General features: G+C 74.3%; 10 protein-coding genes. 5 read left to right on the top strand and 5 right to left on the bottom strand.

Translation table 11 applies throughout. From position 1 onward, the window contains the following. Positions 1-2: 2 nt before the first annotated feature. Positions 3-671, bottom strand: a complete 669-nt coding sequence (locus AMK31_RS08880) for an STAS domain-containing protein (RefSeq protein WP_073939831.1) — start codon at positions 669-671, stop codon at positions 3-5. A gap of 132 nt (positions 672-803) precedes the next feature. Here AMK31_RS08880 and AMK31_RS08875 point away from each other — a divergent pair, with 132 nt between their 5' ends. After that, on the top strand, positions 804-1,157 hold the full coding sequence (locus tag AMK31_RS08875) for a helix-turn-helix transcriptional regulator (RefSeq protein WP_073939830.1): 354 nt from the start codon (positions 804-806) through the stop codon (positions 1,155-1,157). A gap of 37 nt (positions 1,158-1,194) precedes the next feature. Here AMK31_RS08875 and AMK31_RS08870 read toward each other — a convergent pair whose 3' ends face one another. From AMK31_RS08870 to AMK31_RS08855, 4 genes are all read right to left on the bottom strand, one after another. Further along, positions 1,195-3,588, bottom strand: coding sequence for a SpoIIE family protein phosphatase (locus tag AMK31_RS08870; RefSeq protein ID WP_073939829.1), 2,394 nt, complete (start codon positions 3,586-3,588; stop codon positions 1,195-1,197). Positions 3,589-3,667: 79 nt separating this feature from the next. Beyond that, entirely contained in the window at positions 3,668-4,042 is a 375-nt protein-coding gene (locus AMK31_RS08865; RefSeq protein WP_073939828.1) for a hypothetical protein, read from the bottom strand. Between the two features lie 289 nt (positions 4,043-4,331). Then, entirely contained in the window at positions 4,332-5,249 is a 918-nt protein-coding gene (locus tag AMK31_RS08860) for a MurR/RpiR family transcriptional regulator (protein WP_073939827.1), read from the bottom strand. Positions 5,250-5,313: 64 nt separating this feature from the next. After that, positions 5,314-5,964, bottom strand: a complete 651-nt coding sequence (locus tag AMK31_RS08855) for a nucleoside/nucleotide kinase family protein (RefSeq protein ID WP_073939826.1) — start codon at positions 5,962-5,964, stop codon at positions 5,314-5,316. 141 nt (positions 5,965-6,105) lie between these two features. Between AMK31_RS08855 and AMK31_RS08850 the strand changes: the two genes are divergently transcribed. The 4 genes from AMK31_RS08850 to AMK31_RS08835 all read left to right on the top strand — a co-directional run bounded on the left by AMK31_RS08850 (position 6,106) and on the right by AMK31_RS08835 (position 11,718). Then, positions 6,106-6,846: a beta-phosphoglucomutase family hydrolase gene (locus tag AMK31_RS08850; RefSeq protein ID WP_073940130.1), complete on the top strand. Its 741-nt coding sequence runs from the start codon at positions 6,106-6,108 to the stop codon at positions 6,844-6,846. Continuing rightward, positions 6,843-9,185, top strand: coding sequence for a glycoside hydrolase family 65 protein (locus AMK31_RS08845; RefSeq protein WP_073939825.1), 2,343 nt, complete (start codon positions 6,843-6,845; stop codon positions 9,183-9,185). The genes AMK31_RS08850 and AMK31_RS08845 overlap by 4 nt, the downstream gene beginning before the upstream one ends. 134 nt (positions 9,186-9,319) lie before the next feature. Beyond that, complete coding sequence (locus tag AMK31_RS08840) at positions 9,320-10,780, top strand: hypothetical protein (RefSeq protein WP_073939824.1); 1,461 nt, start codon at positions 9,320-9,322, stop codon at positions 10,778-10,780. Then, the gene (locus AMK31_RS08835; protein WP_073939823.1) at positions 10,777-11,718 is read left to right on the top strand and encodes a lysylphosphatidylglycerol synthase domain-containing protein; all 942 of its coding nucleotides are present in this window, start codon (positions 10,777-10,779) and stop codon (positions 11,716-11,718) included. The genes AMK31_RS08840 and AMK31_RS08835 overlap by 4 nt, the downstream gene beginning before the upstream one ends. Positions 11,719-11,783 lie beyond the last annotated feature (65 nt).

Below are 11,783 nucleotides of genomic sequence, written 5' to 3'. Positions count from 1 at the left end.
GCTCAGTCCGCTTCCCGCTCCCGGGAGGCGGAGAGCCGGCCCACCGCTGCCGCCACCTCGTGCCGCACCTGCTCGGACAGCGGCCCGCCTTGAACTGCCTCGACCAAGTCGTCGGCGAGCCGGTGCAGCTTGGTGTTGGTGCGCTGCGAGACCGCGACCAGCACCTCCCAGGCGTCCTGCCGGCTCAGCCCGAACGACGCCATCAGCACCCCGCGGGCCAGATCGATCGTCGGCCGGGTCTGCATGGCCCGGCGCAGCTGTACGACCTCCGCGCCCAGTCGCCGCCCGACGCCGGTGTCCCCGGTGTCCCCGGTGTCCCCGGCATCGGGTGTGAACAGCGGCAGGGTGCCGGTGAGTGTGAGCAGCCGCTCCACTATCGGCGAGGCGGCGCGTACGGCGACGCCCTTGCCCTCGGCCAAGGCCTGCTCCCGCAGCGCCAGCAGCACGTTCAGGGCGGAACAGTCCCAGAACGCGACGCCGCTCATGTCCAGTTCGACGGCCTCGTCCGCCGCCGCCAGAGCCGCGCGCAGGGCGGCGCGCAGCTCGGCGTCGACGTCCAGGCCGAGTTCGCCGGACACCGCCACGAGCACCCGGCTGTCGTCCGGGTACGTCTCGATCATCAGTCCAGGGCTGCCGACCGCGGTGGACGGACGGTCCTCAGACTCCGGCATGGCCGACTCTCCCTCGAATACCTGCCTGCCCTCGCCTAACAGGCTGGGCTCCCGAACGGTCATACGTCAAGGGATACATGAAATCTGTTTCGCGTTTTGAAATGCGGGAAGCAGAGGTCCTATGATGGCCGCATGGGTGGAGTGCCTGAACCGCATGCAGGGTGGACTTTTCTGACCAATCACGCGCGTGTGCTGGCCGCCATCGCGGATGACCACAACGCCCGCATCCGCGACATCGCCGCGCACTGCAGGCTGACCGAACGCGCGGTGCAGAAGATCATCGCGGATCTGGAGGAGGCCGGTTACCTCTCCCACCGGCGGGAGGGGCGCGGCAACACGTACCGCATCGAGCCGGGCAAGGTGCTGCGTCACCCGGCCGAGGCCGGGCTGACCGTCGCGTCACTGCTGGCCGTGCTGGCCCAGGACGAGGTCCACCGCTCGCAGGGGAGCGCGGACGCCGAGGCGCCCGTCGGCGAGCACCGCTGACCGGCGCCCGCTGTCCACGGGTGGTTGTTCAGGCTGTTCAGGCCGCGCCGGACGTCTCCTCGGGAACGCGGATGTCGAGCACGCACACGTCGTCGCGCCGCTCGCCCGCCAGCATCGCCGCGAGCAACGGCTCCAACGAGCCCGATCCGTCACAGTGATGGGCCATGGCGGCTTCCGCCAGCCGTTCCAGCCCGCGGTCGAGCCCCTCCCCGGGGCGCTCCACGAGTCCGTCCGTGTACAGCAGCAGCCGGTCCCCGGGCCGCAGCACGCACTCGGCCTCCTGGAACGCCGGATCGGTGGCCACCCCCAGCAGCATGCCGCTCGGGCGGCCGAGGAAGCGCGCCTCGCCGTCGCGCAGCAGGAGCGGCGGCGGATGCCCGGCCTGCGCCCACTCCAGCCGCCGGCCCCGGGCCTGGTAGCGGGCCAGCACCATGGTCGCCGTGCCGTGCGAGTCGCGGGAGTGGCGCAGCAGCGTGTTGAGCCGGCCCAGCGCGCCCGTGAGCGACGAGCCGGTGATGACCATGCCCTTGGCGGTGAAGCGCAGCTGGGCCATGGTGGCGACCGCGCCGACGCCGTGGCCCGCGACATCGCCGACGACGAACAGGGCGGCCCCGTCGGGCAGTTCGATGGCGCTGAACCAGTCGCCGCCGACCTGCACCCCCGACTGCGCGGGCAGATAGGCGACTTCGACCCGCAGCCCGGCCAGCCGCAGCGGCGTCTCCGGCAGCGGCAGCAGCGCGTGCTGCAACCGCCCGGCCAGCGCCCGCTCGGCTCGCAGCGCCCCGTGCTGGGTGTGCATCGCGCGCTCGCTGGCCACCAGCGCCAGCTCCGCCCGCCGCTGCGCGGTGAGGTCCTGGAGGAAGCCGTGCACCTCGACCGGTGTGCCGCGCAGGTCCGTCACCGCCTCGGCGACGATCCGCAGATGCCGCACCCCGCCCGCCGCCCGGATCCGGAACGGCGCGTCCGCGGGTCGCCCCTCGGTCGTCAGCCCGTCCAGGGCCCGGGTCAGGGCCGCCACGTCGTCGGGCACGGCCAGGCCGGGCAGTTCGGCCAGCCGGAGCGGGCCGCGCCCCGGGTCCAGGCCGAGGACGGTGAAGACCTGCTCGGACCAGGTCACCTCGTGGGTGACCAGGTTCCAGTTCGCCCAGCCCAGGTTGCCCAGCCGCTGCACGTCCTCCAGGCGCTGCTCCTGCTGGGCCGAGAGGTCGTGGCGCACCCAGCTGACGACCAGTCCGCCGCCCAGCCGGGCCGCCCGGACCCGGTACGTGGACAGCTCCGCGACCCCGGCCACGAGGTCCGGCTGCCCGAACGGCTCCCCCTCGTACGGCTCCCCGGTGGCGAGCGTGTGCAGGCAGCCCTGCCACACCGCCTCGTCCGCCACCGGAGGCCAGCACTCCAGGAGCCGCCGGCCCACCAGTGCACGGCCGCTGCGCCCGACGACGTCGACCGCCTCCGCGGTCGCCGCGTCGATGCGGTAGTCGTCCACCTCGCCGGAGGGCGCGCGCAGCGGGGTCAGCACCACGGCCGCGCCGGGCAGCGTGTCGAACAGCTTCCGTACGGCGTCGGAGGACTCGCCGGTCGCGGGCTCCGGCCGGGCGTCGAGGGCCCGCAGCCGGCCGGCGCAGAGCCGGACGACGGCCCGCAACTCCTCCCGGACACGCGGCGGGAAAGCCCCCGGGCGGCCCCGCAGCACCCCGATCGCGACGTCGGCGGTGTCCCCGGAGACCACGGGCAGCCAGGCGCGGGACGGCCAGCGCTCGGGCGGCTCGCCGATGAGCAGATACCGGTGGGCGTTCTCCCCGGCGTCCTCCAGCCAGCACGGTTCGCGGGTGCGCAGCGCCTCCAGCGGGGCGATGCCGGCCAGCGGCGGGACGCGGCGCCACTGCTCGGCCAGCGTGTCCTCCATCCCGGCGTGCCCGATCAGCTCCAGCCCGCCCACGGGCACCCGGGCGTAGATCATCACCGCGTCGGCGTCGACGCCGGGCCCGAGGTGGTCCAGCAGGCACCGTGCGAGGGCCTGCGGCGAGTCCACTCGAACGAGTGCCTTGCCGAGGACGCCGAGCGCGGTGGTCTCCTCCTCGGCGCCGAGGGGTTCGCGGGGGCGGGAGCGGGGGACGGCGCCGCCCGGGGCGGGGGAGCGGGACGGCCGTGGCGGCGTCGCGTCGGCCAGCTCTCCGAGCGCCAGCCAGCACTCCTCGATGAGGGTGCGGCCATTGGCCCGCGCCCGTTCGCGCAGCTCCTCGTGGGCGGCTTCGGCGGAGCATCCGGTGAGTGCCATCAGCGCGCCCTTGGCACGCTCCAGCACGGCCGAGGTGGCCGCCAGATCCCGCAGCCGGTCCCGCTCGGCACGCTGCCGCGCGACGAACCCGGCCGATCCGGGCGCGTCGGGTCCGGCCCCGGGCCGGGCGGACCCGGCAGACTCGCTCGTCACGGCACGAGCATGGCATACAGGGGCGGGTTCGGGCGCGGCCTTGTGGTCATGAATTCCGACCGTACGGTCGGTCGTCCGGTCAGCGGTTCCCGGTGTGCTCGACCAGGGCCTGGCTCACCGCGCGCACACTGCGGGCGATGTGCTGGAGCTGCAGTACCTCCGCGGCGTACAGCTTGATCGTGTGTTCGATGACCGACTCGGGCATGCCGAGGCGGGGCAGATCGGCGCGGGCGGTCTGCAGGGCGGTGCGGGCGACGCGGATCTCCTGCTGGACCTGGATCTGGGCGTGCCGGGCGAGCAGTACGGGGTGGCGGATGAGCGCCGGATAGCTGGCGTACCGCGACGGCACCAGCTCGCGCAGCCACTTGGCGGCCGAGCGCTCCCAGTCGTAGCTGCCGGGAGTCTTGACCTGGCACGGCCAGTCCGGGCTGATGCGCGTGGTCGTCAGGGGCATAGGGGCATCGCTTCCAATGTGCTGCGTCGCTGGGATGGGACGACGGATGCGGCGGGCCCCCGGCCTAGGGGATGACCGGGGGTCCGCCGCCCTGGGGCGCGCGAGGCGCCCTCTCGAACGCCCGGGCCGTCGTGGGTAGGACGGCGGCTTCGGGAGTCCGCTGTGGTGCGGGATCCCGAGCAGTATTTATATATGCCATCGCCTTTGCAAGACGTATGAAAACATTCATGCGTGCTTTGAAGCGAGTGGTCCCCGTGTGTCGGTATTCGTCGGTAGGGGTACGCCGCGATCAGTCGCGCAGGAAGAACTGGTGCTGGTCGGAGATCTGCTCGTACGACTCCAGCCGGGCCTGCGTGCGCTCCGGGTCGGCGTCGGTCATCGCCTGGAGCAGCGCGGCGGCCATCAGCCCGGGCGCGGCGTAGGAGTCGAAGACCAGCCGGGAACCCGTCCCGGTGGCGAAGGTGACGTCGGCCTCGTCGGCGACCGGGCCGAGCGCGAGGTCGGTGATCAGGGCGACACGCAGCCCGGCGTCCCGCGCCACCCGCACCGCGGTCAGGGTCTCCTGCGCGTGCCGGGGCAGGGAGAACGCCAGCACCCAGGTGCCGCCCGCCTCCCGGGACTGGAGCAGGGCGTCGTACGCGACGCTGCCGCCCAGCGTCACCGCCCGCACATCCGGGTGGATGCGCCGCGCGGCGTACGCGAAGTACTCGGCCAGCGACGCGGAGATGCGCAGCCCCAGCACGGTCAGCGGCGTCGACGAGGACAGCTCCCGGCCCACGGCGATGACCTGGTCGGGATCGGCGAAGTCGCGCCGCAGGTTCTCCAGGTTCTCGATCTCCGCGTCGACCGCCGCCTGCAGCTCGTTCGCCCGGTCCTCCTCGGGCGGGCCGCCCGCCAGCGCGCCGAGCGCGATCGACTGCAGCTTCTCGCGCAGCGCCGGATAGCCGCTGAAGCCGACCGCCGCCGCGAACCGGGTCACCGACGGCTGGCTCACCCCGACCCGCTCGGCGAGATCGGTGATCGACAGGAACGCCGCCTCGGTGATGTGCTCTATCAGGTACTGCGCGATGCGCCGCTGCCCCGGGGACAGCCGCGGCTGGTCGAAGAGCTGCCGTAGCTGGGAAGTCGGGGCGGCCGCCACCTCCGGCGCGGTCTTCCCCGAGGTGATCGCGGACGCCTGCGCGCGTGCCTGCTGCGGCGATGGCACCGGTGCGCCTCCTTTGCTTCCCACGCGTTTCAACATAGCTCACGGACCGCGCTGACCAGGCTCGTCACCCGGTCAGGCCGGCCACCGGCACCACCAGGTCCGCCCGGCCCCGGGTCCCCGTCACCAGGTCGGCGTTGCGCTGGTCCGTGCCCCGCACCCAGGCCACCGCGTCCGCGTGCGCCTTGCCGAACTCCTCGTGCCGGGCGACGAGGCGCCGGATCCGCTCGGCCTCGTCGAGCTCGCAGAACCACACCTCGTCCAGCTGCGACCGCACCCGCGCCCACGCGCCGGAGTCCAGCAGCAGATAGTTGCCCTCCGTCACGATCAGCCGGGCCGACCGGGGCACCGGCACGGCACCGGCGAGCGGCTGCTCCAGGACCCGCTCGAAGCCCGGCGCGTACACGACGTCCTCGCCGTCGCCCTCCTCGCGCAGCCGGCGCAGCAGCGCCGCGTACCCGGCCGCGTCGAAGGTGTCGGGGGCGCCCTTGCGGGCCCGGCGGCCGAGCCGGTCCAGTTCCGCGTCGGCGAGGTGGAAGCCGTCCATCGGCACATGGGCGACCCAGGGCTCACCGGCCCCGTTCAGCGCGCGTACCAGGCGCTCGGCCAGTGTCGTCTTGCCCGAGCCGGGCGCCCCGGCGATACCCAGCAGGGCACGCCGGCCGTCCGGGGCGAGGGACCGGGCACGGGCGAGGAGGTCGTCGAAGGTGAGCGGCACGCCGAGAGTTTCGCACCGCCGCCCGGCGAACCGCCCCGGCGGGGCGGTGAATCGCACGACGAAGACGGCCCGGTCCGCGTGTTGTGGCGTGCGCCACCCGCTGGATGACGGAATGCGGGGAACCGTGAATCCATGACGGAGATGACGCGACTCGGTCTACCCACGACCGTCCAGGCCTGCCTCTTCGACCTCGACGGCGTCGTCACCAGGACGGCCGTGGTCCACGCGGCCGCCTGGAAGGAGACGTTCGACGCGTTCCTGCGCGCCCGCGACGGCGAGGGCTTCCGGCCGTTCGACGCCGTCGCCGACTACGACGAGTACGTCGACGGCCGCCCCCGCGCCGACGGCGTCCGCACCTTCCTCGCCTCCCGCGGCATCGGACTCCCCGAGGGCGGACCAGGCGACCCGCCGGACGCCGAGACCGTCAACGGCCTCGGCAACAGGAAGAACGAACTGCTCCTCGAACGCATCCGCACCGGCGGAGTCGAGGCCTACGACAGCACCCTGCGCTATCTGAGGGCCGTCCGCGCGGACGGGCTGCGCACCGGGATCGTCTCCTCCAGCGCCAACTGCCGGGACGTGCTGCGCGCGATCGACGCCGAGGACCTGTTCGACGTACGGATCGACGGCGTGGTCGCCGCCGAGCGCGGGCTGCCCGGCAAACCCCGCCCGGACACCTTCCTGGCCGCCGCCCGCGACCTCGGCGTGGAAGCCGGGCGGGCGGCCGTGTTCGAGGACGCGCTGGCCGGCATGGACGCAGGCCGCGCGGGCGGCTTCGGGTACGTCGTCGGCGTCGACCGCGTCGGACAGACCGAGGCGCTGTACGCGCACGGCGCGGACGTCGTGGTGAAGGACCTCGCCGAGCTCGGGGAGGCCGAGTGATAGCGCAGCGGTCGTACGCCGTGGAACCGTGGACCGTCCGGGAGACCGGCCTCGACCTCGACGTGCTCGCGCAGAGCGAGTCGGTGTTCGCGCTGTCCAACGGGCACGTCGGCTGGCGCGGCAACCTCGACGAGGGCGAACCGCACGGGCTGCCCGGCTCCTACCTCAACGGAGTGCACGAACTGCACCCGCTGCCGTACGCCGAGGCCGGCTACGGCTACCCGGAGTCCGGCCAGACCGTCATCAACGTCACCAACGGCAAGGTGCTGCGGCTGCTCGTCGACGACGAGCCGTTCGACCTGCGCTACGGACGGCTCGTCGCCCACGAGCGCACCCTCGACCTGCGGCGCGGCGTCCTGGAGCGGGTCTGCGAGTGGACCTCCCCGGCCGGTTCCACCATCCGGGTGCGCTCCACGCGCCTGGTCTCGCTCACCCAGCGGGCCGTCGCCGCCGTCGCCTACGAGGTGGAACCCGTCGACAGCCGCACCCGCGTCGTCATCCAGTCGGAGCTGGTCGCCAACGAGAGCCTGCCCGAACCGAACGGCGACCCGCGGGCCGCGCGGGCGCTGAAGTCGCCGCTGGAACCCGAGGAGGACTTCGCGGACGGGCTGCGGCTGCGGCTGGTGCACCGCACCCGGCGCAGCGGCCTGCGCGTGGCGGTCGCCGCCGACCACACCGTCAGCGGCCCGGAACGCACCACGACGTCCGCGGAGAGCAACGTCGACGTGGCCCGGCTGACGGTCACCTCCGTGCTGGAGCCCGGACAGCGGCTGCGGGTGGAGAAGCTGGTCGCCCACGGCTGGTCCGGCACCCGTTCCCGGCCCGCGATGAGCGACCAGGTGGAGGCGGCGCTGGCCGCGGCCGCGCACAGCGGCTGGGCGGGACTGCTCGGCGAGCAGCGGGCGTACCTCGACGACTTCTGGGCGCGCGCCGACGTCGAGGTCGACGGCGACGAGGAGATCCAGCAGGCCGTCCGGTTCGCCCTCTTCCACGTCCTGCAAGCGGGCGCTCGCGCCGAGGGACGGGCGATCCCCGCGAAGGGCCTGACCGGCTCCGGCTACGACGGCCACGCCTTCTGGGACACCGAGACGTTCGTCCTGCCCCTGCTCACGTACACCGCGCCCGACGCCGTCGCCCAGGCGCTGCGCTGGCGGCACAGCACCCTGCCCGCCGCCCGGGAACGCGCGGCCCAGCTCGGCCTGTCCGGCGCCGCGTTCCCCTGGCGGACCATCGAGGGCTCGGAGGGCTCCGCCTACTGGCCGGCCGGGACCGCCGCCTTCCACGTCAACGCCGACATCGCCGACGCCGTGACCCGCTACACGGCGGCCACCGGCGACACCGGCTTCGAGCGTGACGCGGGACTGGAACTGCTGGTGGAGACCGCGCGTCTGTGGCGCTCGCTCGGCCACCACGACCACGAGGGCGCCTTCCACCTCGACGGCGTCACCGGCCCCGACGAGTACAGCGCGATCGCCGACGACAACACGTACACCAACCTGATGGCCCGGAAGAACCTGCTGGCCGCCGCCGACGCGGTGCGGCGCCATCCCGAGCAGGCCGAACGGCTCGGCGTGGACGACGAGGAGAGCGCCGCCTGGCGGGACGCCGCCGAGGCCATGTACGTGCCGTACAACCACGAACTCGGCGTGCACGAGCAGCACGCGGGCTTCACCCGCTACCAGCGCTGGGACTTCGCCGCCACCCGCCCCGACCAGTACCCGCTGCTGCTGCACTTCCCGTACTTCGACCTCTACCGCAAACAGGTCGTCAAACAGGCGGACCTGGTCCTGGCGATGTACACCTGCGGCAGCCACTTCGACGACGAGCAGATCGCCCGCAACTTCGCCTACTACGAGCCGCTGACCGTACGGGACTCCTCGCTCTCGGCGTGCGTCCAGGCCGTGGTCGCGGCCCAGGCCGGCCATCTGGGCCTCGCGTACGACTACACGGCCGAGGCCGCCCTGATGGACCTCGCCGACCTGGAGCACAACACCCGCGACGGACTGCACATCGCCTCCCTGGCGGGCGCCTGGATGGCCCTGGTCGCCGGCTTCGGCGGGCTGCGGCACGACGGCGACGCCGTCCGCTTCGCCCCGCGTCTGCCCGCGCGGTTCAGCCGCCTGGCGTTCTCACTGCAACTGCTCGGCCGCCGCCTGCGGGTGGAGATCACCCCCGAGAAGGCCACCTACACACTGCTCTCCGGCCCGCCCCTGCGGATCGGCCACCACGGCGAACCGGTGACACTGAGCACGGACGGCCCCGCCGTCCGCACGGTCCCCACCGCCGCCGACCGCCCCGCCCCCGCACAACCCCCGCACCGCCGCCCCAACGACCGCTGAGACCGCTGAACCCGGGGCCGGGGCCACCCGGTCGTCGCCGTCGCACGGGCGGTCGTACCGCGCGCTGCACCGTGGGGCACCCTGGGTTAGTTTGGGCTTGTTTTCCCGGATGCCGCCTGGGGAGGGACGAGACGATGGCCGACAGCGTGAGCGTCACCCGGGCGGCCGGTCTGCGCCTCGGCACACCGGGCCCCGTCGCGGTCGTCGCGGTCGCGTTCACCTTCGCCCAACTGCTGCTCGTGCCGCCCGCCATGGGCCTCGGCTGGGACGAGATCGTCTACGTCAGCCAGGTCGGCGACCACGCGCCCGCCGCCTTCTTCAGCGCACCCCGCGCCCGAGGCGTGCCCCTGCTGGTGGCGCCCGTCGCCTCCTGGTCGACATCCACCGCGCTGCTGCGCGTCTACCTCGCCGTCCTCGCCGGCCTCGCCCTGTATCTCGCCCTGCGCTGCTGGCGCGACCTGTTCCCGCCGCGCGTCCTGGCCACCGGCGGCGCCCTGTTCGGCACCCTCTGGGTGACGCTGTTCTACGCGCCGAGCGCGATGCCCAACTACTGGGTCGCCGTCGGCGCACTCATCTGCGTCGGCTGCTTCCTGCGGGTCCGCGCGGGCCGCGGCGGCCGGGCCGCCCTGTGGGGCATCGCGGCGAGCGCCGCGCTGATGGCCCTGATGCGGCCCACCGACGCCGTGTACGTGACCGCACCCCTGCTCGCCGCCGCCCTGGCCACCCGCCGGTGGCGCCCACTGCTCCTCCTCGTGGCGGGCCTCGCCGCCGGAGCCGTCCAGTGGGTCGTGGAGGCCTACCTGAACTACGGCGGCCTCGGCCGGCGGCTGTCCGACGCCTCCCGTATCCAGGGCGGCCTGGGCTGGCACTTCGCCGTCGACGACCAGCTACGCGGCCTGATCGGCCGCACCCTGTGCCGGCCCTGCACCGGACCGCTGCCCAGCCCGGTCATCACCCTGTGGTGGTTCGCGCTGTGGCTGCTCGCCGCCGCCGCCCTCGTCATCGCCGTCCGCGCCCGCCGCACGACCCCCACCCTGCTGCCCCTCGCCTGCGCGGTCACGGCCGCCGTCCCCTACCTCTTCCTCATCGGTTACGCCGCCCCCCGCTTCCTGCTGCCCGCCTACGCGCTCGCCGCCATCCCGGTCGCCGACGCGCTGTGGCGGCTGACCACCACCCCGGCGGGCCGGTGGCGGCCGGTCGCGGCGGGCGTCGTCGCACTCGGGCTGGCCGGGCACCTCGCCGTCCAGTGGGTGGTCCTCGACCGCACCGTCCAGCGCACCGTCGACGACCGCCGCGCCTGGGCCCGCACCGCCGCCGAACTGCACCGGCTCGGCGTCCGCCCGCCCTGCATGCTCACCGGTGCCACCGCCGTCCCCCTCGCGTACTACACCGGCTGCTCCTCCGCCGCGACCGGCGGCAACAACGCCAACATCACCGAGGCCGCCATCCTCGAATCCGCCCGCCGCATCCCCGTCGCCGCCCTCGGCACGTCGACCGGCTCCCCGCCGCCGTACGCCCGCTCGTGGATCCCGTACCGGTTCGACCGGCTGCGGCTGTACGTCGCCCCGGCACCCCGCGCGGGCGGGCCCGCGTGACGCCCGAGCCGTGCGCGGCGACACCCACCCGCCGCCGCGCCTACTGGCACACCCTGCTCAGCGTCGCCGTCCTGATCGTCGCGGGATACCTGGCCCGCCGTCACTGGCCGGTGCTGGAGACCGGTGCCGCGCGGCTCGCCCACGCCGACCACGGGTGGCTGCTGGTGGCGGCCACGGCGGTGACGGCGACCTGGGTGTGCGCGGCGCTCGCCCAGCAGGGCGCGGTCCCGCCGAGCCTGCCCGCGGGGCGGCTGGTCGCCGCCCAGTTCGCCGCCTCCGCCGCCAACCACGTCCTGCCCGCCGGGCTCGGCGCGAGCGCCGTCAACTGGCGGTTCCTCGTGCGCAGCGGGCTGCCGGCGAGCCGCGCGGCGAGCGCGCTCGCCGTCAAGGCGGCGGCCGCGACGGCGGTCCGTGCCGTCCTGATCGCCGCACTCGCCCTGGCCTGCCCGGGGGTGCTGCGACCGCCCCAGGTCTCCGGCGGCCGGCTCGCCCTCGCCGCCGCCGTCACGCTGGCCTTGGTCCTCGCCGTCGTCCCGCTGTGGCGGCGCTGCCGCCCCGCCCTGACCGGCGTCCTCGCCGACGTGCGGGCGGTGCACGCCCGGCCGCACCGGGCGGCGGCCCTGTGGGGCGGATCCCTGGCCTTCGCCGGCCTGCACGCCGTCGCGCTGATCGCCGTCACCCAGGCCGTCGCCCTGCCCCTGCCGCCCGCCCGGGTCGCCCTGCTCTACCTCGCCGCCAGCAGCCTCGCCGCCCTGCTGCCCACCCCCGGCGGCCTCGGCTCCCTGGACGCCGCCCTCGCCCTCGCCCTGACCGCCACCGGAGCCCCGGCCGCGGCGGCGGCCTCCGCCGTGCTCGGATACCGGCTGCTCACCGTATGGCTGCCCCTGATCCCGGGGCTGCTGGTGCTCGCGGTGCTGGTGCGCCGCCGGGCGCTGTGACGGGAACAGGTGTTTCCCGGACGTCCCCTTCTGGTAGGAGTCCCGATGTCGAGCCGACGACGAGG

It is taken from the genome of Streptomyces sp. TSRI0107 (genome assembly GCF_001905845.1).
In the GTDB taxonomy this organism is placed as follows: domain Bacteria; phylum Actinomycetota; class Actinomycetes; order Streptomycetales; family Streptomycetaceae; genus Streptomyces.
The sequence above is the reverse complement of the archived record's forward strand: the minus strand, read 5'-3'. Positions and strand labels throughout refer to the sequence as shown.

Bases quoted from the DNA above. Each gene is read 5' to 3' on its own strand.
- AMK31_RS08880 (WP_073939831.1), bottom strand. From the start codon at position 671: ATGCCGGAGTCTGAGGACCGTCCGTCCACCGCGGTCGGCAGCCCTGGA.
- AMK31_RS08875 (WP_073939830.1), top strand. From the start codon at position 804: ATGGGTGGAGTGCCTGAACCGCATGCAGGGTGGACTTTTCTGACCAAT.
- AMK31_RS08865 (WP_073939828.1), bottom strand. From the start codon at position 4,042: ATGCCCCTGACGACCACGCGCATCAGCCCGGACTGGCCGTGCCAGGTC.
- AMK31_RS08850 (WP_073940130.1), top strand. From the start codon at position 6,106: ATGACGCGACTCGGTCTACCCACGACCGTCCAGGCCTGCCTCTTCGAC.
- AMK31_RS08840 (WP_073939824.1), top strand. From the start codon at position 9,320: ATGGCCGACAGCGTGAGCGTCACCCGGGCGGCCGGTCTGCGCCTCGGC.